This window comes from Rhodococcus sp. DMF-1 (assembly GCF_021441945.1).
Classification (GTDB): Bacteria; Actinomycetota; Actinomycetes; order Mycobacteriales; family Mycobacteriaceae; genus Rhodococcus; species Rhodococcus ruber.
The window spans coordinates 1,038,345-1,064,455 of the sequence record NZ_CP090442.1 but is presented as its reverse complement, the minus strand read 5'-3'; the positions used below and the strand labels follow the sequence as shown (position 1 = coordinate 1,064,455).

Here is a 26,111-nt window from a genome sequence, read left to right as displayed (position 1 = left end):
ACCCCATCCTGACATATACCCCCCTGGGTATGTCAAGTACCCCCTGGGGTATGCGGGTGGAGTGCGTCACGAAGGCGACCCACGGCCTGTGTCCGCCTTGCATATACCCCCTCCCGTATGCTTATCATTGTCGCCGACATACCCCCCGGGGTTTATTGCCCACGGCGATCGCCTCTCGCGCGTTCGCGCCACCGACCCGAAAGGCCCCCATGACCGAGCCGAGCCCCGCAACCCTCGATCCCGCCGCCCTGCGCGAGCTCCTCGACTCCGGCAAGAACGTCCGCGTCGTGGACGTCCGCACACCCGGCGAGTTCGAGTCCGTGCACATCCCCGGCGCCTACAACGTCCCCCTGGACCTGCTGCGCGAGCACCGGGACGAGTTCCTCGCCCACCTCGACGAGAACGTCGTCCTCGTGTGCCGGTCGGGCCAGCGCGCCACCCAGGCCGAAGAGACCCTCCGCACGGCCGGGCTGTTCAACGTGCACATCCTCGAGGGCGGCATGACGGGCTGGGAAGCCAACGGCTTCTCCGTCAATCGCGGCGTCGAGCGCTGGGACCTCGAACGGCAGGTCCGCCTCGTCGCCGGCTCCCTCGTGCTGACCTCCGTCCTGGGCAGCATCGCGGTCCCCAAGCTCAAGTGGCTCGCCGCCGGTGTCGGCGGCGGCCTCACCTTCGCCGCGCTGTCCAACACCTGCGCGATGGGGATGCTGCTCTCCAAGCTGCCCTACAACCGCGGCGCCTCGTGTGATCCGCAGACCATCGTCGCCCAGCTGGTCGATTCGAAGACCGCTCCGGCCGAAAGGAACTGATCATGATCGCGCTGACCGTTGCGCTGGCGGTCCTCGTCGGCGTCACCCTCGGACTGCTCGGCGGCGGTGGATCGATCCTCACCGTCCCGCTGTTGGCGTACGTCGCCGGTATGGACGCCAAGGAGGCCATCGCCACCTCGCTGCTCGTCGTCGGCGTCACCAGCGCGGTCGGCGCGATCTCCCACGCGCGGGCAGGCCGCGTCCAGTGGCGCACCGGCATCCTGTTCGGCCTGGCCGGCATGGTCGGCGCCTACGCCGGCGGCCTGCTCTCGCGCTTCGTTCCCGGCAGCATCCTGCTGCTCGCCTTCGCCGCGATGATGATCGCCACCGCCATCGCGATGCTCCGCGGCCGCAAGAACAAGACCGCGGCTTCGGACGGCACCCACTCGATGCCGGTCGGCAAGATCCTCCTCGACGGCGTGGTCGTCGGCCTGGTCACCGGCCTCGTCGGCGCCGGCGGCGGGTTCCTCGTCGTGCCGGCCCTCGCCCTGCTCGGCGGACTGCCCATGCCCGTCGCCGTCGGCACCTCGCTGATCGTGATCGCCATGAAGTCCTTCGCCGGCCTCGGCGGCTACCTGTCCACCGTGCAGATCGACTGGCGCCTGGCGGCGATGGTCACCGCCGCCGCCGTCGTCGGCAGCCTCATCGGCGGACGCCTGACCTCCATGGTCGACCCGGACTCGCTGCGCAAGGGCTTCGGCTGGTTCGTCCTGATCATGTCCTCGGTCATCCTCGCCCAGGAGATTCATCCTCTGGTCGGCATCGCCGCAGCGGTACTCACCCTCGTCGCCGCCGGCACCACCTTCGCCTGCAGCCGCAGTACCCACTGCCCCCTGCAGCGACTCGGACGACGGACGGAAGCCGCCACCTCGGCCGCCTGACGGCCGCACAACCCGGACGAAAGTCACTATCGATACCACGGCCCGGCGCCTAGAGTTCGGAGTATCCGCTCCGGATTCCGCGCCGGGCCGTGGTGCCGTCCCCGGTCCGACGGTGCGGACGGAGCGAAACCCGATCGTCCCGGCGGCCCGTGTGAGAAGTTACCGAGATGAGCAACGCAGCCGACCGTCACATGCAGCAGACGGACTACCTCACCTGGAGCATGGAGCGCGACCCCGCGCTGCGCTCGACGATCGTGGCCGTCGTCCTGCTCGACGCCTCACCCGACTGGGACCGTCTGTGCGAGATGATGGACCGCGGCACCCGCGAGGTGCCCAGCTTCCGCCATCGCGTGGTCGAGGTGCCCTTCGGGCTCGCGCCGCCACGATGGGTCGCGGATGCGAACTTCGACCTGTCCTGGCACATGCGCCGGGTCTCGCTGCCCGGGCCGGCAAACTTCGACGACGTCCTGGAGTTCGCTCGGACCACGGCCATGGCCGCGTTCGACAAGGACCGGCCGCTGTGGGAGATGACGGTGGTCGACGGACTCGCCGGCGGTCAGGCCGCGCTGCTGATCAAGGTGCACCACGCGCTCACCGACGGAATCGGCGGTATGCAGATCACTGCGCGGCTGGTCGACTTCGACCGCGACGGCACGCCCCGCGAACCCGCCCCGGAACCGCCCGCCCCGGAGTCCCCGGACAGCCTGGACCTGGCCGCCGAGGCGATCGGCTGGGACTGGTCGCAGCTCCGCGGACTGGCGGGACGCGGGCTGGCCTCGATCTGGCCGACCACCCGGGCCGTCGTGACGAACCCGATCGGTTCCGCCCGTAGTGCCGCGGGGGTCGCGGTGTCCGTCGCCCGTTACCTGCGCCCGATCCTGCGACTGGAATCCCCGGTCATGACGCAACGCAGCCTCAGCCGCCGGCTCCACGTGATCGACGTGCCGCTCGACCGGCTGCGCGATGCCGCTCACCGCGGCGGCGCCACCCTCAACAGCGCCTTCCTCACCGCAGTCCTCGTCGGCCTCGCCGACTACCACCGCCGCCACGGGACCGACGTCGACGAGCTACGGGTCACGATGCCGCTGAGCATCCGCACCGAGCAGGACACCCTCGGCGGCAACCGGATCAACCTCGCGCGTTTCCCGCTGCCCGTGCGTTCCGACGATCCCCTCACGCTCATGCAGGAGGTGAACAAGATCGTCGAGGGCTGGCGGCACGAGCCTGCGGTGCCGATGGCGCAGGCCCTCGCCACCCCTCTCAATCTGCTCCCCCCGGCTGTCGTCGGCGAGATGCTCAAGCACGTCGACTTCCTCGCCTCGAACGTGCCGGGGTCGCCGGTGCCGCTCTACATGGCCGGCGCGAAGGTCGAACGGTACTACGCGTTCGGTCCCACCCTCGGCTCGGCGTTCAACGTCACCCTGATGTCGTATCTGCACACGTGCTGCGTCGGATTCACTCTCGACACGGGCGCGGTTCCCGACCTCGAGGTGTTCGACGACTGCATGCGCGGCGGATTCCACGCCGTCTTCGACGCCTGAGCCGCCGGTAGGCTGGACGTCGACCGTCCAGTCCGCCGGAAGGGACCGCCGTGGAACTCCTACTGATCGTCGCCGTCCTCGTCGCCGTCGTGTTCCTGGTGTCCGCGGCGCAACGGAACAAGTCGGGGCGCGGAGCCCACGAACTCGACGACGCGAAGGCCGATGCCCGCCAGGCCATCGAACGGCTCGGCGGGCAGATCTACAACCTCTCCGGCACGGACGCCGCATCCAAGCAGGCGCTCGCCGATGCGTCCGAGCGCTACACCGCCGCCGGATCACAGATCGAGCAGGCCCGGACGCCGGTGCAGGCGCGGCTGGCCAAGCAGACCGCTCTCGAGGGGCTGTACTACATCCGCGCCGCTCGTCTCGCGATGGGCATGGATCCCGGTCCCGAGATCCCCACGCTGGACGGCCAGCAGACGGCCGGCCGGGTGACCGAGAACCGAGAGATCGATTTCGAGGGACGCAAGGTGGCGGCCTCACCGGCCCCGTCGTCGCGCACCCCGAACTACTTCCCGGGCGGTCGCGTCGCGGGCCGGCCGGTACCGGCCGGCTGGTACTCCGAGCCCTGGTGGAAGCCCGCCCTCGTCGCGGGGGCGTGGGGCGTCGGATCGATGCTGCTGTTCTCGGCGATGTTCTCCGGCATGGCCGGGGTGCCCTACGACGCACAGGCGTTCGAGCAGGGCTTCGACTCCGGATACGACCAGGGCCTCGAGGCCGGCCAGGACGGCGGGGACTACGGCGACGCCGGTGGTGACTACGGCGGTGGTGACTACGGCGGCGGTGACTACGGTGGCGGCGACTTCGGGGCCGGCGGCGACTTCGGCGGTTTCGACTTCTAGCCCGTCTGGCAGGCGGGGCACCAGAACAGGTTGCGGCCCTGCATGATCGAGTGCAGGACGGGTGTGGTGCACAACCGGCAGGGCTCACCGGCACGCCGGTAGACGTAGGTCCGGGGACGGCCCTTCGCGTAGGCCGGTGCCCCGCGGTCGTGTTCGCGTCGCACGACGTGGATCGCGCCGCGTCGCACTCCCGTCCGCATCAGCACGACGAGATCGTCCCAGATGCCGTCGAACTCGGCTCGGGTGAGATCACGTCCGGGGCGCTGCGGATGGATGCCGTGCCGGAACAGGACTTCGGCCCGGTAGATGTTGCCCACCCCCGAGATCACCGACTGGTCCATGAGAAGCGAGCCGATGGCACTGCGGGACTTGCAGATTCGCGCCCACGCCCGCTCGGGGTCGGCGTCCTTCCGCAACGGGTCGGGGCCGATCCGCGCGGCGATCGCCGCCACCTCGTCCGGGGTGAGGACCTCGCACGCGGTCGGACCGCGCAGGTCGGTGCCGTACTCGGCGCCGACCATGCGCATCCGTACCTGCCCGACCGGGTCCGGCATCGGAACCGGCGCCTCCGTGAACGAGCCGTACAGACCCAGGTGCACGTGCACCGTCAGGCCGTTGTCGTAGTGGTGCCACAGATGCTTGCCGAGAGCCTCGGCCCGGAGCAGCACCCGGCCGTCGACGAGCGCCGCATCGCCGGCGAAGCGCCCCTGCGGGCTCGACACCCGCAGGGGCGCACCCGAGAAACGCCGCTGGTGCAACCGGGCGAGCCGGTGCAGGGATGGTCCCTCCGGCACGGTCGATCAGGCTCCGTTCGTCAGGACGGCGCGCCGGGAACTTCCGGGGCCTGCCCGGTCTTCTCGTACTCGCTCAGGATGTCGATGCGCCGCTGGTGCCGTTCCTCCCCCGACCACGGGGTGGCGACGAACGCGTCGACGATGGCCAAGGCGTCCTCGAGGCTGTGCATGCGCCCACCGATGCCGATGAGCTGCGCGTTGTTGTGCTCGCGGGCCAGCTTGGCGGTCTCCACGCTCCACGCGAGGGCACAGCGGGCACCCGGCACCTTGTTCGCCGCGATCTGCTCGCCGTTGCCGCTGCCGCCGAGAACGATGCCGAGGCTGCCTTCGTCGGCGACGACGCGGCGCGCGGCCTCGATGCAGAACGCCGGGTAGTCGTCGAGGGCGTCGTACTCGTACGCGCCACAGTCGACGGCCTCGTGGCCGTTGGCGGTGAGGTGTTCGATGATCTGGTTCTTACGTTCGAAGCCGGCGTGGTCGGCACCCAGGTAAACGCGCATGGCGTCGAGAATAGGCGGCTGCGCCGCCGGTGTGTCCTTTGGGCGGCTACAGCCGCCCAAAGGACACACCGGCGCCGAAGGCGCCTACTCGAAGCTCGGGTCCTCGGTGCGCGTGCGCTTGAGTTCGAAGAAGTGCGGGTACGACGCCATGGCCACCACCCCGTCCCACATCCGCCCTGCCTCCTCGCCGCGCGGGATCCGCGAGAGAACCGGACCGAAGAATGCCACGCCGTTGACGTGGATGGTCGGCGTGCCGACATCCGGACCGACCGCGTCCATGCCGGCGGCGTGGCTGGTGCGCAGCGCCTCGTCGTAGGCGTCGGTCTCGGCCGCTCGCGCGAGGTCCGGATCCAGGCCCAGGTCGGCGAGGGACTTGGCGATCACCGCCGGGAAGTCCTTGTTGTCCTCGTCGTGGATCTGCGTGCCCATCGCCGTGTACAGCGGTTCGAGGACCTCGTCGCCGTACTTCTGCGCCGCGGCGATCGCCACGCGCACCGGGCCCCATGCCCTGGTCATCAGCTCCCGGTAGTTCTCAGGCAGGTCGTCGTTGCCCTCGTTGAGCACGGCAAGGCTCATCACGTGGAACTTCGCCTCGATGTCGCGGACCTGCGCCACCTCCAGGATCCAGCGCGAGGTGATCCAGCACCAGGGGCACAACGGGTCGAACCAGAAGTCGGCGGTGTCCTTCGAGATCGGGTCGCTCACGGGGTCTCCTCGCTGCAGAAATTCGGACTACGGTCCGATTCAACGCCGGTCGTCGTCGGATTCTTCCCGAACCGCCGGTTCCCGCGCCTCCACCGACGTACCGTCGAAGGACCGGTGCCGCACGGAACGGGGATGCGCGATGTCCAACGAGAAGCTCTTCGTCATCGTCGGCGGTGGGCTCGCCGGCGCCAAGACGGCCGAGCAGTTGCGCGCCCGCGACTTCCCCGGCCGGATCCTCCTCCTGGGCGAGGAGGAACACCTCCCCTACGAGCGACCACCGCTGTCGAAGGACTACTTCGCCGGCAAGAAGCAGCTTGCGGAGTTCACCGTGCAGCACGGTGACTGGTACCGCGACCACCGGGTCGAGGTCGAACTCGGCGTCACCGTCACCGCCCTCGACCCGGGAGCCCACACCGTCACCCTGCCCGACGGTTCCACCGTGCGCTACGACAAGCTCGCCCTCGCGACGGGTTCGCGCCCGCGACGGATCCTGCTGCCAGGCATCGACGCCGCGGGCGTGCACATGCTGCGCACCGTCGAGCAGTCCGACGCGCTGCTCGCGGCCGTCCGCCGCGACGAGGGTCCGGCGCCGCACCTGGCGATCGTCGGCGCCGGCTGGATCGGTCTCGAGATCGCTGCCGGGGCGCGCGGACACGGCGCCGACGTGACCGTCGTCGAAGCCGCCGCCCAGCCGCTGTCCGGCGCACTCGGCGAGCAGATGGGCGCCGTGTTCGCGGACCTGCACCGGAGCCACGGTGTGGACCTGCGTCTGTCGACGACGGTGTCGGAGATCCTCACCGTCGAAGGCCGTGCCACCGGCCTGCGCCTCGGCGACGGCACCGAGATCCGGGCCGACGCGGTCCTCGTCGCCGTGGGGGCGCAGCCCAACGTCGAACTCGCCCGCGACGCGGGACTGACCGTGGCGAGCGACGGCGTGGCAGTCGATGCGTCTCTCGCGACGAGCGATCCCGACATCGTCGCGGTCGGCGACATCGCCGCCGCCGAGCATCCGCTGCTGCGGACCCGGATCCGGGTCGAACACTGGGCCAACGCGCTCAACCAGCCCGACGTGGCGGCCGCCACCATGCTGGGCCGGCCCGCCTCCTACGACCGCCTGCCCTACTTCTTCACCGACCAGTACGACCTGGGCATGGAGTACGTCGGGCACGCACCCGCCGAGGCGCGGGTGATCACCCGCGGCGACGTCGGCTCCCGGCAGTTCCTCGCGTTCTGGCTCGACGCGGCCGGCCGGGTCCGCGCCGGGATGAACGTCAACATCTGGGACGCGGGCGACGACATCCGCGCGCTGATCTCCTCCGGCGAATCCGTCGACCCGCACCGACTCTCCGATCCGCAGGTGCCCCTCGCGGAGGTCGCCGGGTGAACCGGTCCCTCACATGATGGGATGGCACCCGAGTCGCATCCCGTCTTGAGAAGGAGTCTTCCGTGGCACCACCGAATCTGACCCGCGAGCAGGCGGCCGAGCGGTCCGCGGTCCTGACCGTCGACAACTACCGCATCGAGCTGGATCTGACCGACGGCGCGGGCGCTGCGGGAACGACCACGTTCCGTTCGACCACCACCATCACATTCGACGCCACGGACGGTGCGTCGACCTTCGTCGACCTGATCGCGCAGTCCGTGCACTCGGCCACCCTCAACGGCAAGTCCGTCGACGTCTCCGGATACACCGAGGAGAACGGGATCGCGCTGAGCGGACTGGCCGCGCGCAACGAACTCACCGTCGAGGCGGACTGCCTCTACACGAACACCGGCGAGGGCCTGCACCGGTTCGTCGACCCCACCGACGACGCGGTCTACCTGTACTCGCAGTTCGAGACCGCCGACGCGAAGCGGATGTTCGCGTGCTTCGACCAGCCGGACCTGAAAGCCACGTTCGACATCGCGGTGACCGCGCCGGCGGACTGGTCGGTGATCTCCAACTCCGAGACCGTGCACAACGTCGCCGCGGAGCCGGGCCGGCACGTCTTCCGTACCACCCCGCGGATGAGCACCTACCTCGTCGCGCTGATCGCCGGGCCGTACGCGCAGTGGACCGACGTCTACACCGACGAACACGGCACCATCCCCCTCGGCATCTACTGCCGCGCCTCGCTGGCGGAGTTCATGGACGCCGACCGGCTGTTCACCGAAACCAAGCAGGGCTTCGCGTTCTACCACGAGAACTTCGGCCTGCCCTACGCGTTCGGCAAGTACGACCAGCTGTTCGTCCCCGAGTTCAATGCCGGCGCGATGGAGAACGCCGGCGCGGTGACGTTCCTCGAGGACTACGTCTTCCGCTCCAAGGTCACCCGCTACTCGTACGAACGCCGCGCCGAGACCGTACTCCACGAGATGGCGCACATGTGGTTCGGCGACCTGGTGACCATGCGCTGGTGGGACGACCTGTGGCTCAACGAGTCGTTCGCGACCTTCGCGTCGGTGCTGTGCCAGTCGCGGGCCACCGAGTACACGAACGCGTGGACCACGTTCGCGAACGTCGAGAAGTCGTGGGCCTACCGCCAGGACCAGCTGCCCTCGACCCATCCGATCGCCGCGGACATCCCCGACCTCGCGGCGGTGGAGGTCAACTTCGACGGCATCACCTACGCCAAGGGCGCGTCCGTGCTCAAGCAGCTCGTCGCTTACGTCGGGGAGGAACCGTTCCTGGCGGGCCTGCGGGAGTACTTCCGCGAGCACGCCTTCGCCAATGCCACGTTCGACGACCTGCTCGCGGCGCTGGAGAAGTCGTCCGGCCGGGACCTGTCGGGATGGGGCGCGCAGTGGCTCAAGACCACCGGCCTGAACATCCTGCGTCCCGACTTCGACGTCGACGACGACGGGCGGTTCACCCGTTTCGCGGTGATCCAGGAGGGTGCCGATCCGGGCGCCGGGGAACATCGGGTGCACCGGCTCGCGATCGGGGTCTACGACGACGACGGCTCGGGCAAGCTGCTCCGCACGCACCGCGTCGAGATCGATCTCGACGCCACCGAGCGCACCGAGGTGCCGGAACTCGTCGGCGTGGACCGCGGCCGGCTCGTGCTCGTCAACGACGACGACCTCACCTACTGCTCGGTGCGTCTCGATCCCCGGTCGCTCGAGGTGCTGACGGACCGGATCGGCGACATCGCCGAGCCGTTGCCACGCACCTTGGCATGGTCCGCCGCATGGGAGATGACCCGGCAGGCCGAGATGAAGGCCCGCGACTTCGTGGCGCTGGTGCAGCGCGGTATCGCGACCGAGACGGAGGTCGGCGTGGTGCAGCGGTTGCTGATGCAGGCGCACACCGCGCTCGGCAGCTACGCCGACCCCGGCTGGGCGACCGAGCGGGGCTGGAACGACTACGCGAACCGGCTGCTGGAACTGGCCCGCGAGGCGCAGCCGGGCTCGGATCATCAGCTCGCGTTCGTCAACGCGTTGACCACGGCCCGGCTCGCGCCGTGGCACACCGAGGTGCTCGGCGAGCTGCTCGGTGCCGATCCGGCGAACGTCGGGCTGGCCGGACTGGTCGTCGACACGGATCTGCGGTGGCGGATCGTGCAGGCGCTGGCCGCGGCCGGCGAGATCGACGCCGAGGGGGTGGAGTCGCCGTTCATCGATGCCGAGGCCGAGCGAGATCCGACGGCTGCCGGCGCGCGGCAGGCCGCCACCGCGCGGGCGGCGCGGCCGCAGGAGGCCGTCAAGGAGCAGGTGTGGGAGACGGTGGTGGGCGACGATTCGATCCCGAACATCACCGCTCGCGCGATCATCGGCGGCTTCGCGCCGGCCGGACAGGGTGAGCTGCTCGAACGGTACGTCGCGCGGTACTTCGCCGACGTGCCGGGCGTGTGGGAGCGCCGCTCCAGCGAGGTCGCGCAGACCGTCGTCGTGGGGCTGTACCCGTCGTGGTCGATCAGCGAGTCGTCGGTGGCGGCGGCCGACGAGTTCCTCGCCGGTGATCACCCGCCGGCCCTGCGCCGGCTGATCAGCGAGGGTCGCGCGGGGATCGTCCGGTCGCTGAAGGCCCGGGCGTTCGACGCGTCCTAGCCGCCCTACGCGTGTGGCCGAATGTCACATCCGGTCGACGGAATCGACCCGATGTGACATTCGGCCACAGCAACGAGGGGCTCTACGGCGCGGTGATCGCGTTCGCCATCACGCGGATCGCACTGACGATGCCGTCGATCAGGTCGCCCTGGCCGAACGACGAGATCGCCGCGGTCACGCCGAGCTGCGCGATCCGGTTGTCGACGCGGTCGGCGACGCCGCGTCCGCTGCGGATCTCGATGGCGCGCTGGTTCGGGTACACGGCGATGAGCACCGAGTTCGACGATTCCGGCGTGGTCGGGAACACCGCGTCGGTCGTGATCGCGGGATCTGCGGCGTCCGCGACGTACACGTTGAAGCGCACCTTCGTCGCCCGGGTGGCCTCGGTGAGCGCATCGTCGAGAGCGATCATGTCGCGGTCGCTGAACGGCGGGCCCTCGAACAGGCCGTCGAGGACACGGGTCCGGGAGATACGGCCGCTCGACGTCAGGGCCGCACCGTACGGCAGCTCCGCGGGAGCGACAGCCGTCCGGCTGTGCATCACGTCACCACTTGCCACTTGCCCTACCTCCGATCGGGTCGACCGGCGCGCCGGCGACGAGTTCATGATGCCCACCGTGATGGCCGTGCGTGGTGACCTCGTCGACCGCGCTCCACAGCATCGGCTCGTGGTCCCACTTCTCCCCGAGCTTGTACTCGGCGGGCCGCGTGCCCGGAATCGGCTTCGTGAAGACGGAGAAGACCCCGAATATCACGATGATCGCCACCGGGATGGCAACGAATATGAGGGTTGTCTCGAGAATGCTCACACCGCAAACGGTAGCCCAGCATGTCCAATCCCGGCGCGCTTGCCCCGACTTGCGGCGACGTCGGTCAGGCCGCGCCCTCGCCGAGGTACGGCAACCAGGTCGGATGCAGCTCCGGCAGCGTCGCCAGCAGCCGCCAGTGCCGGCCCTTGGGGGGCACGAGCGCGGCGCGCAGCGTCCAGCCGAGTTCGCTGAGCAGCTTGTCGGCCTTGCGGTGGTTGCACGACGCGCAGCACGCCACACAGTTCTCCCACGAGTGTTCCCCACCGCGGCTGCGCGGCACCACGTGGTCGATGGTCTCGGCCTTGGCGCCGCAGTAGGCGCACCGATTCCGGTCGCGGTGCATGAGCGCGGCCCGCGTCATCGGCACCCGCGCGTGGTACGGCACGTGCACGAAGGTCCGCAGGCGGATCACCCACGGGATCTGCACGGCCCACTCCGCGGAGCGCACCAACGGGCCGAGCGGGTCGTCGTGCACGGTGTCGGCCTTGCCGCCGGCCATGAGCACGACCGCACGACGGGCGGGCAACGCGGTGAGCGGCTCGTAGGTGGCATTGAGCAGAAGTACGCGGCGTTTGACCCAATCCGGGACGGCGTCGTCGCGTACGACACACAGGGAGTTGGCCCCCGGCGCCCCGGTGGGGGCGTCGGCGGGCGGGAGTTGTCGATGTGCGCTGCGTCGGTGCTTCATACGACCTCCGGAAGACTGCTCACAAGTTGACCACGGATCTACGCACGTCGCACCCCGATTCTGCGGACTTTCCGGGTCGCGGAGGTGAACATCCGGTACCGGCGACATGCGGCTCGGGCGCGTCCCCACCGAACCGGCACAATGGACGAGCGAGAGGAACGGTGAGCAGAACCCATGAGTGACGAGCAGACCTTCTACGACGCGGTCGGCGGCGCCGAGACCTTCCACAAGCTCACGGCGCGGTTCTACGAGGAAGTGGCCAAGGACGAGATCGTCCGCCCGCTGTACCCCGAGGAGGACCTCGGGCCCGCGGAACGTCGCATGCGGATGTTCCTCGAGCAGTACTGGGGCGGACCGCGCACCTACTCGGACGAGCGCGGGCACCCGCGGCTGCGGATGCGCCACCACCCGTTCCGGATCGGTCCGCTCGAACGCGACGCCTGGTTGCGCTGCATGCACACCGCCATCGCCTCGATCGATTCGCAGACGCTCGACGACGCGCACCGCAGCCAGTTGATCGCGTACATGGAGATGGCGGCGGACTCGATGATGAACTCGCCGATCTGACGACGGGCCGGGGCGGCGACATTCGAGTCGTGGCCCACCTGTCGGTTTGGCACTATGGGTGGCTGTGAGCACTCCCCCCGGCACCCCTGAACAACGCTGGTGGGCGGACGCCGTCTTCTACCAGGTGTACCCCCGCTCGTTCGCCGACTCCGACGGAGACGGCGTCGGCGACCTCGACGGGATCCGCGACAAGCTCGGATACCTGGAGCTGCTGGGAGTCGACGCGATCTGGCTGAACCCGGTGATGCGCTCCCCGATGGCCGACCACGGCTACGACGTGTCCGATCCGCGCGACGTCGACCCCCTGTTCGGCGACCTGGCCGCCCTCGACGCCCTGATCGAGGCCGCGCACGCGCGCCGGATCCGTGTCGTGATGGACCTGGTCCCCAACCACACGAGCTCCGAACATCCCTGGTTCCGGGAGGCCCTGGCCGCCGCGCCCGGCAGCCCCGCGCGGGCCCGCTACCACTTCCGGGACGGACGCGGGCCGAACGGCGACCTGCCGCCGAACAACTGGCCGAGTGTGTTCGGCGGCCCCGCATGGTCCCGCGTGACCGACCCCGACGGCGCGCCCGGCCAGTGGTACCTGCACCTGTTCGCGCCGGAGCAGCCGGACCTGAACTGGCGCAACGACGAGGTGTTCGAGGACCTGGAGAAGACCCTGCGCTTCTGGCTCGACCGCGGCGTCGACGGCTTCCGCATCGACGTCGCGCACGGCATGGCCAAACCCGGCGGGCTGCCCGACTTCGACCACTGGGAACAGAACCGGCTGCTGCGGCACTTCGACGACGATCCCCGCTTCAACAACGCCGAGGTCCACGACATCCACCGCCGGATCCGCACGGTGCTCGACGAGTACCCGGACGCGGTGGCCGTCGGCGAGATCTGGGTGCACGACCATGTGCTGTTCTCGGAGTACCTGCGCCCCGACGAACTGCACCTGGCATTCAACTTCCATCTGGCACTCGCGAGCTGGGACGCCGCGCGGATCCGGGAGGCGATCGACACGTCGCTCGCCGCGGTCGCACCCATCGGTGGGGTCGCGACGTGGACGCTGTCCAATCACGACATCGAGCGTGAGGTGACCCGCTACGGCGGCGGGCCGCTCGGGCGCGACCGCGCGCGGGCGATGATCCTCGTCGAGCTGGCACTGCCCGGCGCGGCCTTCCTCTACAACGGTGCCGAACTCGGTCTGCCCAACGTCGACGACCTGCCCGAGGAGGTGCTGCAGGACCCGGTGTGGGAGCGGTCGGGGCACACCGACCGCGGCCGGGACGGGTGCCGGGTGCCGATGCCGTGGGAGGGCGCCCGGCCGCCGTTCGGCTTCACCACCGCAGCACAGACGTGGCTGCCGCAACCGGACGAGTGGTCCGAGCTGACCGTCGAGGCGCAACTCGAGGATGTCTCGTCCACCCTGTCGCTGTACCGGGCGGCGCTCGAGGCGCGACGGCGACGGCCGGAGTTCGACGGCCCCGACGTGGAGTGGTACGGCAGCCCACCCGGATGCCTGGCCTTCCGCCGGCCCGGGGGGCTGATCTGCGCCCTCAACACCACCGAGCACCCGGTGGAGATGCCGCCGGGCACGGTGATCCTGTCCAGCGCTCCGCTCGTGGACGGACAGCTGCGCGGCAACTGCGCGGCGTGGCTGATCTGACGGCACACTGCACGCCGACCGGGCCACTCACCCTGGTGCCGGCGGCGTCAGCGCACGCTGAGGCCGAGACCGCCCCCGCGACGGAGGTAGACCGATCCGTAGCGGGCGTCGAGCCGCAGCCACGTCGCCGTCGCCCGCACGCGCACCACCTCGGCCGGATCGATCCGGTCCAGGTCGATCTCCGCCGTCGCGCGGGCGCCGCCGGTGGGCACGAACCCCATCGCGTTGAGCGCGAACACCAGCCGCATCGGCACCCCGGCCCGCTCTCCCCCGCCGGCGACCTCGAGCACCTCCTGCGCGAGCAGCGACGACGGCGGTCCCTGTCCCTGCTCGCGGCTGAGCGCGACGCCGCGCTGCGCGAGGTCGACGAGAATGCGGGCGGGAACGTCGTCGAGGTGGACGTACCCGGTTTCCGGGGGCAGCGCGCCGCGCCACACCGAGTCCATCGCCCACCCGGGATCCACCCCGTCGTCGCCGGCGGCGACGAGGATCGCGCGCAGCCCGTCCGCGGCGACGGTCGTGTCCGGCGGGGCGACCGTGCCGCGCAGCACCCGGACGGCGAGGGCATCGAATCCGGTGTTCACCCAGGCCGAGAGGAGGCCGTCGCGCCGTTGCCGCAGCCGCACCACGGCGGCCTCGTCGAGACGGACCGCACGGGTGAGGAACGCGACGAGGTCGGCGCGGTCGACGGGGTCCGGGATCTGCAACCACCGTTCGGGTGCCGTCCCGGCCGCTCCGACGGCGTCAGTCACGACGCCACCGTTGCAGGTACTCGCGTTCGGGATCGGTGAGCCGGCGCAGCCGCTGGGTTCCGATGTCGAACGCCGCGATCTGGGTCGAGGCGACGACGGAGGCCGTGGCGTCGGCCGGCGCACCACCGGGCCGGACCTCGTAGCCGATGGTGAAGTCGACCGCCCGCACCCGCTCGATCCACATCAGCACGTCCAGGGGGCTGTCCTCGTGCCGCAACTGGCCGCGGTACCGCACGTGCAGGTCGGCGATCACGGCGCCTTCCCGCAGGTTCACGGTGGGCCGGCCGTCGGCGAACAACCACGGGATGCGGGCCTCCTCGAGGAGGGTGACCATGCGCGCGTGGTTGATGTGCTGGAACGCGTCCATGTCGGACCAGCGGACCTCCACCGCGGTGTGGAAGCCGAACTGTTCGGTCGCGTCGCTCACTGCGCGGTCCCCACGGCTCCACGGTGGTCGGCCCCGGCGTGCTTCAACTGTCTACCTCCTGTCGGGTGCGCCGGCGCGCACCATGCTCCTGACCTGACGCGCCGCCACGGACAGCGTCGCGAGGTCCAGGTTTCCAGACAGGAAGATCTCCTCGAGCGCCGACCTCGCGCGGCCGAGCCGCGAGCCGTTGGTCAGCTCCCAGTCCTCGATCATCTCGCGGGTGCTCTCGCCGGGTTCGGCCGTGGCGAGCACGTCGAGGGTGAGCGTGCGCAGCGACCCGTACAGCTCGTCGCGCAGGGCGAGCCGCGCCAGCGAGTGCCAGCGGTCGCCGCGTTCGAGGGACGTCACCGCCGAGAGCAGCCAGTCGATCCCCATGTGCGCGTCCATCGCGTAGTACAGCTCGGCGACCTCGGCCTCGTCCCGTTCGGCGATGTCGGCGATGTCGATCACGTCCAGCAGCGGGAACTGGTCGAGGAGGCGGAACACGTCCCACGTCAACTCCTCGGGGGCGCCGCGCGCGAGCAGCGGCTCGGCGCGCTCCTTCAGGTCCTGCACGTGGTGACCCTGCATCCACTCCCCCACGCGGGGGGCGAGCCGCGCGAACATCGCCCGGTACCGGCTGATCTCGGCGCCGACGGCCAGAGGTTGCGGCCGGTTCGACAGCAGCCACCGCGACGCCCGGTCGAGGACGCGGTGCGATTCGAGCAGCAGGTCGTCGGCGACGGCCGTGGTCGTGTCGGCGGAGCGGATGCGGGCCCACACGCCGGGCAGGTCGAAGATCTCGGTGACGGCGGCGTAGGCGCGGATGGCGTCGGTGCTCGATGCGCCGGCCTCCTCGGAGAGCCGGTAGACGTAGCTGATCCCGCCGTTGTCGACGGTCTCGTTGGCGAGGATGGTCGCGACGATCTGCCGGCGCAGGGGGTGGGACCGGATGCCGGCGCGGAAGGGTTCGCGCAGTTGCCTCGGGAAATAGCCGGGTAGCCGTCCGGCGAAGGTCTCGCTGTCGGGCAGGTCGGTGTCGAGCAGGTCGTCGGCGAGGGCGAGTTTGACGTGGGCGAGCAGGGTGGACAGCTCCGGCGAGGTGAGTCCCTCACCTTCGAGGCGGCGCCGCTCGATCTCGGCGTCGCCGGGCAGCGCCTCGAGGGACCGGTCGATCCCGCGCTCGGCGACGAGATCGGCGATCAGCCGCTGGTGCACCGCGAGCATCGTGGGGGCGCCGGTGCGGGAGTAGCCGAGCAGGTTGTTCTGGGAAATGTTGTCCTCGAGGACGATTCGCCCGACCTCGTCGGTCATGGATTCGAGCAGCGGATTGCGGTCGGCGGCGGCGAGCGCGCCGGCGGTGACCATCGAGTCGAGCAGGATCTTGATGTTGACCTCGTGGTCGGAGCAGTCGACCCCGGCGGAGTTGTCGATCGCGTCGGTGTTGATCTTGCCGCCGGCCCGGGCGTACTCGATGCGGCCGCGCTGGGTGACGCCGAGGTTGCCGCCCTCCCCCACCACCCGGGCGCGGAGGGTGCCGCCGTTGACGCGGACCGCGTCGTTGCTCTTGTCGCCCACGTCGGCGTCGGTTTCGGGAGCGGCCTTGACGTACGTGCCGATGCCACCGTTCCACAGCAGGTCCACCGGGGCGCGCAGGATCGCGCGGATCAGTTCGGGGGGCGAGAGCTCGGTGACGTCGTTGTCGAGTCCGAGCACGCTCCGCACCTCGGCGCTGAGGGGGACGGACTTGAGGGAGCGCTCCCATACCCCGCCGCCGGTGCTTATCAGGTCCGTGTCGTAGTCGGCCCACGACGAACGGGGCAGCTCGTACAGGCGGCGCCGCTCGGCGTACGAAGCGGCGGGCTCCGGATCGGGATCGAGGAAGATGTGCCGATGGTCGAACGCGGCCACCAACCGGATGTGCGTGCTCAGGAGCATTCCGTTGCCGAACACGTCGCCGCTCATGTCGCCGATGCCGGCGACGGTGAAGTCCTCGCTCTGGGTGTCGACGCCCAGTTCACGGAAGTGCCGCTTGACGCTCTCCCAGGCTCCGCGGGCGGTGATGCCCATCGCCTTGTGGTCGTAGCCGGCGGAGCCGCCGGAGGCGAAGGCGTCGCCGAGCCAGAACCCGTACTCGCGGGCGACCTCGTTGGCGAGGTCGGAGAAGGTGGCGGTGCCCTTGTCGGCGGCGACCACGAGGTAGGTGTCGTCGCCGTCGCGGCGGACGACCCGCGGCGGCGGCACGGCCACGCCCCGGGCGCGGTCGAGGTTGTCGGTGACGTCGAGCAGACCGGCGATGAACCGCCGGTAGCAGGCCTCGCCCTGCGCGCGCACGGCCTGCCGGTCGGCGGCCGCATCGCCGGTCGGCGAGACCGGACGCTTGACCACGAAGCCTCCCTTGGCGCCGACGGGGACGATGACGGCGTTCTTCACGGCCTGCGCTTTCGCGAGACCGAGGATCTCGGTGCGGAAGTCCTCCCGCCGGTCCGACCAGCGCAGGCCACCGCGGGCGACCGCCCCGAAACGCATGTGCACACCCTCGACGTCGGGGGCGTAGACGAACACCTCGAACTTCGGTCGCGGCTGGGGCAACTCGTCGATGCGGGTCGGGTCGAGTTTGAACGACAGGGCCCGGGCGGGTGCGGCGTCGGCGCGTGCGGGCGGGACGGCCCCGTCGTCGCCCGACACGAAGTAGTTGGTACGCAACGTCGCCCGGATCAGGCCGAAGAGGCCGCGCAGGATCCGGTCGGCGTCGAGACCGACGACGGCGTCGATCCGGCCGGCCAGTTCGGCGGTGGTGTCCTGCTCGCGGTCGGCGGACGCCTCGGCCGGGTCGAACATCGCCTCGAACAGCTCCGCGAGCAGCGCGGTGGTGGCCGGGTCGGCGAGCAGGACTCCTTCGATGTGGTACTGGCTGTAGGGGAAGCCGGCCTGCCGCAGGTACTTGGCGTAGGCGCGCAGCATCATGGCCTGCCGCCAGCCCATTCCGGCCCGCAGGACCAGTTCGTTGAACCGGTCCGGTTCCGACAATCCGTGCCACACGGCGGCGAACGCCGCGGTGAAGCGGGTGGTCACCTTCGGGTCGGGTTCGAGGTCGACGGGCAGGACCAGTCCGAAATCGTAGATCCAGCAGCTCATCCGGTCGGCGCGGATGATCTGGTACGGCCGCTCGTCGAGTACCTCGACGCCGAGGCTCTGCAGCACCGGCAGCACCTGGCTGAGGGTGATGCCCTCACTGCCGATGTAGAGCGTGAAACGCCAACGCCGTGGGTCGGCGCCGGGCCGCCGGTACAGCAGCAGGTCGATGCTGCCGTCCCGCAGCGCCTCGAGACGGGCGATGTCGGCCAGCGCCCGGTCTGCGTCGAAGTCCTCCTTGTAGCCGTCGGGCAGCACCTCCGCGTACCGCTGCACGAGCACGGGATCGACGGTGTGGTCGGTGGCGGCCAGGTCGGCGAGGTGATCGTCCCAGCTGCGGCTGGCCTCGGCGAGCAGGGCCTGGATGCGCAGCCGATTGTCCTCGGAGGTGTCGATCCGCGGCAGGGCCTGGCCCGGCGGCGTCCGGATGGTCACGTGCAGCAACGCCAGATCGCCCTCGGTGACCCGGGCGGTGTAGTGGATGGCACCTCCGCCGTACTCGCGCAGCAGGATCTGCTGCATCGCGACCCGCACGCGGGTGTTGTAGCGGTCACGGGGCAGGTAGATCAGGCACGAGACGAAGCGGCCGTAGGGATCGACCCGCACGAACAGCCGCAGTTGCCGGCGCATCGCGACGACCGCGGTGACGGTCTCGTGGAGGGTCTCGGTGTCGGCGGAGAACAGTTCCACCCGGGGCAGCGCCTGCAGCACCTCGAGCATGGCCTGTCCGGTGAACGACGACAGTTCCACGCCGGCGCGGGCCACCACCTCTCGTACCCGCCGGGCCAGCACCGGAATGTCGAGCACGTTCTCGTGCAGCGCGGTCACGGCGAGCACACCGAGGAACCGGTGCTCGCCGACGACCCGGCCGTCGGAGTCGAGAACGGCGACTCCCACGAAGTACGGGTACACCGAGCGGTGCACCGTGGCAGGCAGGGACGCCTGGGTGAGCACCAGCAGCGGGCGGTCGGCGGCCTCGACCGTTGCCGACATGTCGATCACGTCGTCGGCGGCCAGGTCGGAGCGCAGCACCCCGAGTCCGCTGCCCGGCACGGCGCGGGCATGGCGCGTTCCCGAGGCGTCGGCGACGACGTCGTAGCGCCGATAGCCGAGGACGGTGTAGTTGCCCCGCGCGAACCAGCGCAGCAGCGCCGCCGTCTCCCGCAGATCCTCCGCGGCGCGCCGCGGCGGCGGGTTCTCGGCGAGCGCGTCGAGTTCGGTGGCGAGATCGCGTTCCCGGACGAGCATTTCGGCGGTGTCCGCGCCGACCTGCCGGACGTCGGCGAGCACGCCCCCGATCTCGGTGCCGACCGCGTCGAGGGCGGCCTCGGCGGTGGCCGGATGCAACTGGACGTGTATCCACGACTCGGTGACGAAGCCGGACGGGGGCGTCGTGTCGGCCACCATCTCGCGCAGGCCGCCGTCCTCGTCGCGCCGGACGGACACGACGGGATGGACAAGTTCGCGGATGGCGACGCCGAGCCGGGTCAGCAGCGCGATGACGGATTCGACGAGCAGGGGCATGTCGTCGGTGACGATCTGCAGGGCGGCACCGATGTCCCATCGGTCGCCGGGCCGGTAGACGCGGGTCAGGACCTCGGCCTCGTGCCGCTGCCGGCCGAGGTCCAGGTGAGCGGCCAGGGCGCGCTCGGGGGCGTCGACGGTGTCCGCGTAGCGCCGGTAGCTGTCCTCGAGAGCGGATGCCGCGAGCTGCCGGTTCGGCGAAACCCCGTGGGGTGGGGCGGACTCGGCCATGGTGCTCACTCCCTCATTCGCGGCCGGAAACCGGCAGCGCCGCGGACAGGCTCTGGTGCGAGCCTATCCGCGGCGCCGGGTGTGAGGGGGGAATCCCGCGCCGGGCGGTCAGGCGACCGGGGCGGCGACGTACTCCTCGAGAACCGCCCGCTCCTCGGCGGACAGCGGCCGGGCGGTCTCCGTGCGCGGGTCGAACCCGACGAGCACCGCGTCCCCGGAGCCGCACGGGTGGCCCTGCACATCGGTGATCACGTGCCGCAGGGTGTACGAGCTGTTGCCCACATGCAGTACCGAGATGGCGACGGTGATCGGACCGGAGTCGTCCTTGAGCGGACGCAGGAACTCCACGTCCATCTTCCGCACCACCACGGCGCCGCGCGCGAACGGGCCGCTCTGCAGGAACTTGATCCGGGCTTCCTGCATGTACTCCACGAACTTCGTGTTGTTGACGTGCCCGAGGCGGTCGGAGTCGGCCCAGCGCACCTCCAGCGTGCAGGTGAAGGTCTTCCGCTCAGTCACGGGTGAGCTTCCGGTGGGTGACGCGGTGCGGACGCGCCGCCTCCGCTCCGAGCCGCTCGACCTTGTTGGCCTCGTACGACTCGAAGTTGCCCTCGAACCAGAACCACTTGCCCTCCTCGACGTTGCCCTCCCACGCGAGGATGTGGGTGCAGGTGCGGTCGAGGAACCAGCGGTCGTGGGAGATCACGACGGCACAGCCGGGGAACTTCTGCAGCGCGTTCTCGAGCGAGCTGAGGGTTTCGACGTCGAGGTCGTTGGTCGGCTCGTCGAGCAGGATCAGATTGCCGCCCTCCTTGAGGGTCAGCGCCAGGTTGAGGCGGTTGCGCTCGCCACCGGAGAGCACCTCGGCCTTCTTCTGCTGATCCGGTCCCTTGAAGCCGAAGGCGCTGACGTACGCCCGTGAGGGCATCTCGTTCTGGCCGACCTCGATGTAGTCGAGCCCGTCGGACACGACCTCCCAGACCGTCTTGTTCGGGTCGATGTTCGCGCGGGACTGGTCGACGTAGCTCAGCTTGACGGTGTCGCCGACCCTCACGGTGCCGGAGTCCGGCTTCTCGAGGCCGACGATGGTCTTGAACAGGGTGGTCTTGCCGACGCCGTTGGGGCCGATCACGCCGACGATGCCGTTGCGCGGCAGCGTGAAGGACAGGTCCTTGATCAGCACGCGGCCTTCGAACCCCTTGTCGAGGTGGTCGACCTCGACCACGACGTCGCCCAGGCGCGGCGGCGTCGGGATCTGGATCTCCTCGAAGTCCAGCTTGCGGAACTTCTCGGCCTCGGCGGCCATCTCCTCGTAGCGGGCGAGACGGGCCTTGTTCTTGGTCTGGCGGGCCTTGGCCCCGGACCGGACCCACTCGAGCTCCTCGCGCAGGCGCTTCTGCAGCTTCTGGTCCTTCTTGCCCTGCACCTCGAGGCGCTCGGCCTTCTTCTCCAGGTAGGTGGAGTAGTTGCCCTCGTACGGGTGCAGCTTGCCGCGGTCGACCTCACAGATCCACTGCGCGACGTGGTCGAGGAAGTACCGGTCGTGGGTGACGGCGAGGACGGCACCGGGGTAGCTCGCGAGGAACTGCTCGAGCCACAGCACCGACTCGGCGTCGAGGTGGTTGGTGGGCTCGTCGAGCAGCAGCAGGTCGGGCTTGCTCAGCAGCAGCTTGCACAGGGCGACGCGGCGGCGCTCACCGCCCGACAGGTGGGTGACCGGCTCGTCCGGCGGCGGGCAGCGCAGGGCGTCCATCGCCTGCTCGAGCTGCGAGTCGATGTCCCAGGCGTTGGCGTGGTCGAGTTCCTCCTGGAGCTTGCCCATCTCCTCCATGAGCTCGTCGGAGTAGTCGGTCGCCATCAGCTCGGCGATCTCGTTGAACCGGTCGAGCTTGACCTTGATCTCGCCGAGACCCTCCTCCACGTTGCCGCGGACGGTCTTGTCCTCGTTGAGCGGCGGTTCCTGCAGGAGGATGCCGACGGAGGCTTCGGGATCGAGGAAGGCCTCCCCGTTGCTGGGCTGGTCCAGCCCGGCCATGATCTTGAGGATGGACGACTTGCCCGCGCCGTTCGGTCCGACCACACCGATCTTGGCACCCGGGTAGAAGCTCATGGTGACGTCGTCGAGAATGACCTTGTCACCGTGCGCCTTGCGCACCTTCTTCATCGTGTAAATGAACTCCGCCATAGGTCCAGCGTATCGGGCCGACCCGCGGACACCACATCCCGGACGACCGGCCCGGTCGGTAAGACCCGGAAGCGGCCCGGCTACGAGGCGAACAGCCGCGCCACGAACGGGGTGGTGTCGGGCAGGGAACGGGTCATGGTCGTGTTGTGGCCGGCGACGTACACCCGATAGTCGATGTCGGCACCCGCCGCCAGCAGGTCGGCTGCGAGCCCGGCCGACAACGGCGCGGGGACCATCGTGTCGTGGATGCCCTGGGCGAGGAACATGGGGCGGTCGTACCCGCTGGTCGGGACGCCGAGGTAGTCGGTGAACACGGCGGGAAAGGGGCCTTCGGACAGGGGCCGCGCCGCGAGGTCGCCGACCCGGACGTCGCCGGCGAGCGCGTCGAGCTCGTTGTAGCAGAGTCGTTCGGCCGCATCGACGAACTCCCGCCCGGTGGGGGTCAGGTAGCTGTTCACGTCCAGGTCGGGATGGGCGGCGCGGAGTCCGGCGAAGATGTAGGAGCTGAACGCGACCAGACCTTCGAAACCCGGATCGGGGAATCCGGGCCCGCCGAAGGGGAACAGCCGCTCGAGGTTGGACGGCGCCCCGGTGGTGACCGTGCCGCGGAAGTCGAGTTCCGGCGCCCGCAACGAGGCCCGGTGTGCGGTGTGCAGCGCGGCGTGCCCGCCCTGCGACTGGCCGACGACGACCCACCGCGGCGACAGCGACGGCTCGGCGGCACGGCCCGCGCGCACGATGTCGACGACGCTGTTGGCGGCGCTCTGGCCGTCGAGGTAGGTGTGGACGCCGTCGGTGCCCAGTCCCGGGTAGTCGGCCGCCACGACGGCGTACCCCTGGGCTAGCCAGTGTTCGAGGTACGCGCGCTCGACGTCGGCGCGCGGATTCCGCGACGGTGCGCAGTCGTCGCCGATGCCGACGGTGCCGTGGGCGTAGGAGATCACCGGCCGGCCGCCCTCCGGGGCCGGGCCCGGAGGCAGGAACAGCACTCCGGTGCCGACGGCCGGCGCACCGGAGCGCCACTCGGTGCGGTACGTGAGCCGCTGGGCGACCGCGGCGCCGGACACCGACAGTTCGGGTGGCAACGGTTCGACCGAGACGATCGCGCCGGGGTCGGCGGCTGCGGGTTCGGCCCCGGCGACGGGCGGAGTGAGCCCGCCCGCCAGCACCGCACCGACCGCACACAGCGCCCATCGCCACCGCCTGGTCCGGCCCATGAAAGTCCTCCGCTCGTCCGACGCGCGTGCCGGTCGTCGGCAGGCACCACCTCGCACGTCGGTCCCCGACCGTCCGGCGTTACCGGACGAATCGGGCGGTGACGAACCTCGTGGTGTCGGGGAGGGCCTCGAAGAGGGTGGCGAAGTGGTCGGCCGGATAGGTGCGGTAGTCGACGTCGGCGCCGCCGGCCCACAGGTCGGCGACGAGCTTGAACGACAACGGGGCCGGCACCATCCGGTCCTCCAGGCCCTGGCCCAGGAACAGGGGCCGGTCGTAACCGCGGGCCGGGACGCCGAGGTAGTCCGCGAGCGTGGCGCGCATCCGGTCGTCACCGAGCGGCCGGGACAACAGCTGCCCGACGGCCACACCGGCGGCGCGGTCCTCGAGCTCGCTGTAGCAGAGGCGCTCGGCGGCATCGACGAGTTCGCGTCCGACGGGCGTGAGGTAGCTGTTCACATCGACGTCGGGACGGGCCGTCCGCAGACCGGCCATGATGTACGCGCTGAACGAGACGAGCCCGTCGAGGTCGAGGTCGGGGAAGCCGGGCACACCGAACGGGAACAGCAGCTCGAGGTTGGACGGCGCACCGGTGGCGACCGCGCCGCGGAAGTCGAGCTCCGGCGCGCGCGCCGTGGCCCGGTGCGCGGTGTGCAGCGCCGCGTGCCCGCCCTGCGACTGACCGACGACGACCCAGCGGGGCGACAGGGACGGCTCCACTGCGCGCGCCGCCCGCACGATGTCGATCACGCTGTTCGCGGCCGTGGGCCCGTCGAGATATGTGTGCAGGCCGTCGGTGCCGAGTCCGGGGTAGTCGGCGGCCACCACGGCGTAGCCCTGCGACAGCCAGTGCGCGAGATACCGCTGTTCCCGGTCGACGCGTGGGTTGCGCGACGGGGCACAGTCGTCGCCGAGACCGACGGTGCCGTGGGCCCACGACACCACCGGACGGCCACCCTCGGGTGTCGGGCCCGGCGGCAGGAACAGCACCCCGGTGTCGACGGCGGCGGCACCGGAGCGCCACTGGGTGCGGTAGGTGAGCCGCTCCGCGACCGCAGCGCCCGGCACGGACAGCTCGGGTGGCAGCGGCTCCACGGACATCACCGCCCCGGGCACCGGTTCGGCGACCGCGACGGGCGGGCACAGTCCGGCCGGGAACAACACGGCCGACGACGCGCAGACCGTCCACACCGCCCGGCGTACCCCCGTCTCACGAGGGAGTCGGCTCGTCCACGGATCCCCTCGGGTCTCCCCGCGACGACGACGCGCGGTCGGGGACGGCGTGCCGGCCGCCGCGACGGTGCGATCCGGCACCCGGCGCGACCGGCTCGGGTCAGCCCACACGCTCGATCCGGGTCTTCAGGTGGGCCGGCATCTGCTGCATGCTGCTCTCGGTCCATTTCGGGAGATGATCGCCGAGGGGGACGTCGGCGACGAGGACGGCGACATGCGAGGTTCCTGCCAGCGTCACCTCGGTGCCGCCGTCGGCGGGCGCAAGCGTGAGCGTCCACAGAAACTCGATGCCCGCCCGGGGCGTCGACCGGACGACGATGCGTTCGTCGGGGACGACCTCGACGAACTCGACGTGATCCTCGAAATGCAGGCCCCGGAGTCCTCCGAACCACTGGGCGCTCGACCCGACACCGTCCGGGGTCGAGTGGACCTCCCGGACCGCCATGTTCGGGTGAGCGGACCACAGCTTCCCGATGTCGCGCGCGAACCCGAACACCTTCTCGACGGGGGCATCGATCGTGATGCTCTGCGCCGCACGCGCGCTCGGCGGCGCGGCCGGAGTCCGGGCACCCTCGACCCGTGCCTTCACGGTCGCGAGCATCCGTTCGATGTCACCCCCGCTCAACTTGAACATCAACTCCTCGACGGGCACCCCGACGACCGGAACGTCGAGTGTCCATTCGCAGTCCAAGGTCAGGCTCGTCGCGCCGTCCTGCGGCGCGAACGTGAAGGTCCAGACCGGTCCCATGCTGGATCGGGCCACGATGCGCTCGCCGGGGACGACCTCGGTGTACTCCACGCGTCCTTTCAGGTGCAGGCCCAGCAGCTTCTCGAACCACTCGGCACTCGTCCCGACCCCGTCCGGGGTGAGGTCGACGTCCCTCACTGCGCAGTCGGGAAAGCAGACCCACAACTTCCCGACGTCCTTCGCGAACTCGAACACCTCCGCCACGGGCGCCTCGATCGTGGTGGTGCGGCTCATCTTCGCCATCGGTCCGATCCCTTCCGTCCTGACTGTCCCCGAATTACGGCCGCCGGATCACACGTTTCGCACGCTACGCTCCGCCGGCCACCCGGAGCTCGGGATCGGCCGGTTGTGGTCTCGATGTCACCGCTCCGTGGGCCCAGGCTGCTGTGCTGTTCGACGATCTTCGAACAGCACTCCGTACGTTGGTTTCCCGACCTTCCAGCGGAAGGGCCGTATCGTCCGAGCGCATGGCATGGTTGGTGTTCGGAGTTCTGGCGCTGATGGGGCTGGTGGCGGGCGTGGTGGTGCGACAGCGAGACCGGGTGGAACGCGCTTCCGGGTTTCCGTGGTTCTGGGTGGCATTCCCGGCGACCTGCATCGTCATCGCGGCTGCGGTGAGTGTCTTCGCATGGCCTCAGGTGCTGACCGGCTCGGGCAGTTACTGGTGGGATCCGCCCACCGTGAATCAGCCGGGTTTGCAGTTCCTGTCGAACGAGCAGTACCAGCGGTTCATGACATTGCGTCGGTGGAGATGGGTACTACCTGCGATATCACTCGTGGGAATTGCCTTGTGCGTGTGGACCTGGCGGCGACGCCACGTGTGACCCCGCCCTTGTGATGGTCCCGCACAGCAACAGAGGTAT

23 protein-coding genes are annotated in these 26,111 nt (G+C 70.2%); 9 read left to right on the top strand and 14 right to left on the bottom strand.

The window, feature by feature from the left end; genetic code table 11:
* Positions 1 to 209: 209 nt before the first annotated feature.
* The 4 genes from LZP97_RS04945 (at position 210) to LZP97_RS04930 (ending at position 4,073) form a co-directional block, all read left to right on the top strand.
* Positions 210 to 809, top strand: coding sequence for a rhodanese-like domain-containing protein (locus LZP97_RS04945; RefSeq protein WP_010596415.1), 600 nt, complete (start codon positions 210 to 212; stop codon positions 807 to 809).
* A gap of 2 nt (positions 810 to 811) precedes the next feature.
* Positions 812 to 1,690, top strand: coding sequence for a sulfite exporter TauE/SafE family protein (locus tag LZP97_RS04940; protein WP_017682004.1), 879 nt, complete (start codon positions 812 to 814; stop codon positions 1,688 to 1,690).
* 167 nt (positions 1,691 to 1,857) lie between these two features.
* Entirely contained in the window at positions 1,858 to 3,231 is a 1,374-nt protein-coding gene (locus LZP97_RS04935) for a wax ester/triacylglycerol synthase domain-containing protein (RefSeq protein WP_040271695.1), read from the top strand.
* 50 nt (positions 3,232 to 3,281) lie between these two features.
* The gene (locus LZP97_RS04930; protein ID WP_010596411.1) at positions 3,282 to 4,073 is read left to right on the top strand and encodes a hypothetical protein; all 792 of its coding nucleotides are present in this window, start codon (positions 3,282 to 3,284) and stop codon (positions 4,071 to 4,073) included.
* Here LZP97_RS04930 and LZP97_RS04925 read toward each other — a convergent pair.
* From LZP97_RS04925 to LZP97_RS04915, 3 genes are all read right to left on the bottom strand, one after another.
* The gene (locus LZP97_RS04925) at positions 4,070 to 4,867 is read right to left on the bottom strand and encodes an Fpg/Nei family DNA glycosylase (protein ID WP_010596410.1); all 798 of its coding nucleotides are present in this window, start codon (positions 4,865 to 4,867) and stop codon (positions 4,070 to 4,072) included. The genes LZP97_RS04930 and LZP97_RS04925 overlap by 4 nt on opposite strands.
* A 20-nt stretch (positions 4,868 to 4,887) precedes the next feature.
* Positions 4,888 to 5,367, bottom strand: a complete 480-nt coding sequence (locus LZP97_RS04920) for a ribose-5-phosphate isomerase (RefSeq protein ID WP_010596409.1) — start codon at positions 5,365 to 5,367, stop codon at positions 4,888 to 4,890.
* An 84-nt stretch (positions 5,368 to 5,451) separates the two neighbouring features.
* Positions 5,452 to 6,072 carry a mycothiol-dependent nitroreductase Rv2466c family protein gene (locus LZP97_RS04915; RefSeq protein WP_010596408.1) on the bottom strand — a complete coding sequence of 207 codons (621 nt, stop codon included), beginning with the start codon at positions 6,070 to 6,072 and terminating at the stop codon, positions 5,452 to 5,454.
* Positions 6,073 to 6,211: 139 nt separating this feature from the next.
* Here LZP97_RS04915 and LZP97_RS04910 point away from each other — a divergent pair, with 139 nt between their 5' ends.
* Positions 6,212 to 7,456 carry an NAD(P)/FAD-dependent oxidoreductase gene (locus tag LZP97_RS04910; protein ID WP_017682000.1) on the top strand — a complete coding sequence of 415 codons (1,245 nt, stop codon included), beginning with the start codon at positions 6,212 to 6,214 and terminating at the stop codon, positions 7,454 to 7,456.
* Between the two features lie 62 nt (positions 7,457 to 7,518).
* A complete protein-coding gene (gene pepN / locus LZP97_RS04905) occupies positions 7,519 to 10,101 on the top strand; it encodes an aminopeptidase N (RefSeq protein ID WP_010596406.1) in 2,583 nt (860 codons plus the stop codon).
* 82 nt (positions 10,102 to 10,183) lie between these two features.
* Here pepN and LZP97_RS04900 read toward each other — a convergent pair whose 3' ends face one another.
* The 3 genes from LZP97_RS04900 to LZP97_RS04890 form a co-directional block, all read right to left on the bottom strand.
* Positions 10,184 to 10,660 carry a DUF5130 family protein gene (locus LZP97_RS04900; RefSeq protein ID WP_026138056.1) on the bottom strand — a complete coding sequence of 159 codons (477 nt, stop codon included), beginning with the start codon at positions 10,658 to 10,660 and terminating at the stop codon, positions 10,184 to 10,186.
* Positions 10,647 to 10,910, bottom strand: coding sequence for an aa3-type cytochrome oxidase subunit CtaJ (ctaJ, locus tag LZP97_RS04895; RefSeq protein WP_003937126.1), 264 nt, complete (start codon positions 10,908 to 10,910; stop codon positions 10,647 to 10,649). The genes LZP97_RS04900 and ctaJ overlap by 14 nt, the downstream gene beginning before the upstream one ends.
* 64 nt (positions 10,911 to 10,974) lie before the next feature.
* The gene (locus tag LZP97_RS04890; protein ID WP_010596404.1) at positions 10,975 to 11,598 is read right to left on the bottom strand and encodes an HNH endonuclease; all 624 of its coding nucleotides are present in this window, start codon (positions 11,596 to 11,598) and stop codon (positions 10,975 to 10,977) included.
* A gap of 174 nt (positions 11,599 to 11,772) precedes the next feature.
* Between LZP97_RS04890 and LZP97_RS04885 the strand changes: the two genes are divergently transcribed.
* Both LZP97_RS04885 and LZP97_RS04880 read left to right on the top strand, forming a co-directional pair.
* Positions 11,773 to 12,165: a globin gene (locus LZP97_RS04885; protein WP_010596403.1), complete on the top strand. Its 393-nt coding sequence runs from the start codon at positions 11,773 to 11,775 to the stop codon at positions 12,163 to 12,165.
* Between the two features lie 64 nt (positions 12,166 to 12,229).
* Positions 12,230 to 13,819, top strand: a complete 1,590-nt coding sequence (locus LZP97_RS04880) for a glycoside hydrolase family 13 protein (RefSeq protein WP_017681997.1) — start codon at positions 12,230 to 12,232, stop codon at positions 13,817 to 13,819.
* A gap of 47 nt (positions 13,820 to 13,866) precedes the next feature.
* On the opposite strand, the gene LZP97_RS04875 is transcribed toward LZP97_RS04880, so the two are convergent.
* From LZP97_RS04875 to LZP97_RS04840, 8 genes are all read right to left on the bottom strand, one after another.
* A complete protein-coding gene (locus tag LZP97_RS04875; protein WP_010596400.1) occupies positions 13,867 to 14,571 on the bottom strand; it encodes a hypothetical protein in 705 nt (234 codons plus the stop codon).
* Positions 14,564 to 14,998, bottom strand: a complete 435-nt coding sequence (locus LZP97_RS04870) for an acyl-CoA thioesterase (RefSeq protein ID WP_010596399.1) — start codon at positions 14,996 to 14,998, stop codon at positions 14,564 to 14,566. The genes LZP97_RS04875 and LZP97_RS04870 overlap by 8 nt, the downstream gene beginning before the upstream one ends.
* Positions 14,999 to 15,049: 51 nt before the next feature.
* Complete coding sequence (locus LZP97_RS04865; RefSeq protein ID WP_230831780.1) at positions 15,050 to 19,867, bottom strand: NAD-glutamate dehydrogenase; 4,818 nt, start codon at positions 19,865 to 19,867, stop codon at positions 15,050 to 15,052.
* Between the two features lie 108 nt (positions 19,868 to 19,975).
* Positions 19,976 to 20,386, bottom strand: a complete 411-nt coding sequence (locus LZP97_RS04860; protein WP_010596396.1) for an acyl-CoA thioesterase — start codon at positions 20,384 to 20,386, stop codon at positions 19,976 to 19,978.
* A complete protein-coding gene (ettA, locus tag LZP97_RS04855; protein WP_017681995.1) occupies positions 20,379 to 22,052 on the bottom strand; it encodes an energy-dependent translational throttle protein EttA in 1,674 nt (557 codons plus the stop codon). Before ettA ends, LZP97_RS04860 begins: the two co-directional genes overlap by 8 nt.
* A gap of 80 nt (positions 22,053 to 22,132) precedes the next feature.
* Positions 22,133 to 23,269: a lipase family protein gene (locus LZP97_RS04850; protein WP_048773875.1), complete on the bottom strand. Its 1,137-nt coding sequence runs from the start codon at positions 23,267 to 23,269 to the stop codon at positions 22,133 to 22,135.
* Between the two features lie 79 nt (positions 23,270 to 23,348).
* Complete coding sequence (locus LZP97_RS04845) at positions 23,349 to 24,458, bottom strand: alpha/beta hydrolase family protein (protein ID WP_048773877.1); 1,110 nt, start codon at positions 24,456 to 24,458, stop codon at positions 23,349 to 23,351.
* A 142-nt stretch (positions 24,459 to 24,600) separates the two neighbouring features.
* A complete protein-coding gene (locus LZP97_RS04840; RefSeq protein ID WP_010596392.1) occupies positions 24,601 to 25,491 on the bottom strand; it encodes an SRPBCC family protein in 891 nt (296 codons plus the stop codon).
* A 224-nt stretch (positions 25,492 to 25,715) separates the two neighbouring features.
* Here LZP97_RS04840 and LZP97_RS04835 point away from each other — a divergent pair, with 224 nt between their 5' ends.
* Positions 25,716 to 26,072 (top strand): hypothetical protein, encoded by a 357-nt coding sequence (locus LZP97_RS04835; protein ID WP_010596391.1) that lies wholly within the window; start codon positions 25,716 to 25,718, stop codon positions 26,070 to 26,072.
* Positions 26,073 to 26,111: the final 39 nt, after the last annotated feature.

Bases quoted from the DNA above. Each gene is read 5' to 3' on its own strand.
- ettA (WP_017681995.1), bottom strand. From the start codon at position 22,052: ATGGCGGAGTTCATTTACACGATGAAGAAGGTGCGCAAGGCGCACGGT.
- LZP97_RS04920 (WP_010596409.1), bottom strand. From the start codon at position 5,367: ATGCGCGTTTACCTGGGTGCCGACCACGCCGGCTTCGAACGTAAGAAC.
- LZP97_RS04940 (WP_017682004.1), top strand. From the start codon at position 812: ATGATCGCGCTGACCGTTGCGCTGGCGGTCCTCGTCGGCGTCACCCTC.
- LZP97_RS04945 (WP_010596415.1), top strand. From the start codon at position 210: ATGACCGAGCCGAGCCCCGCAACCCTCGATCCCGCCGCCCTGCGCGAG.
- LZP97_RS04890 (WP_010596404.1), bottom strand. From the start codon at position 11,598: ATGAAGCACCGACGCAGCGCACATCGACAACTCCCGCCCGCCGACGCC.
- LZP97_RS04885 (WP_010596403.1), top strand. From the start codon at position 11,773: ATGAGTGACGAGCAGACCTTCTACGACGCGGTCGGCGGCGCCGAGACC.
- LZP97_RS04865 (WP_230831780.1), bottom strand. From the start codon at position 19,867: ATGGCCGAGTCCGCCCCACCCCACGGGGTTTCGCCGAACCGGCAGCTC.
- LZP97_RS04850 (WP_048773875.1), bottom strand. From the start codon at position 23,269: ATGGGCCGGACCAGGCGGTGGCGATGGGCGCTGTGTGCGGTCGGTGCG.
- LZP97_RS04935 (WP_040271695.1), top strand. From the start codon at position 1,858: ATGAGCAACGCAGCCGACCGTCACATGCAGCAGACGGACTACCTCACC.
- LZP97_RS04840 (WP_010596392.1), bottom strand. From the start codon at position 25,491: ATGGCGAAGATGAGCCGCACCACCACGATCGAGGCGCCCGTGGCGGAG.
- LZP97_RS04910 (WP_017682000.1), top strand. From the start codon at position 6,212: ATGTCCAACGAGAAGCTCTTCGTCATCGTCGGCGGTGGGCTCGCCGGC.
- LZP97_RS04835 (WP_010596391.1), top strand. From the start codon at position 25,716: ATGGCATGGTTGGTGTTCGGAGTTCTGGCGCTGATGGGGCTGGTGGCG.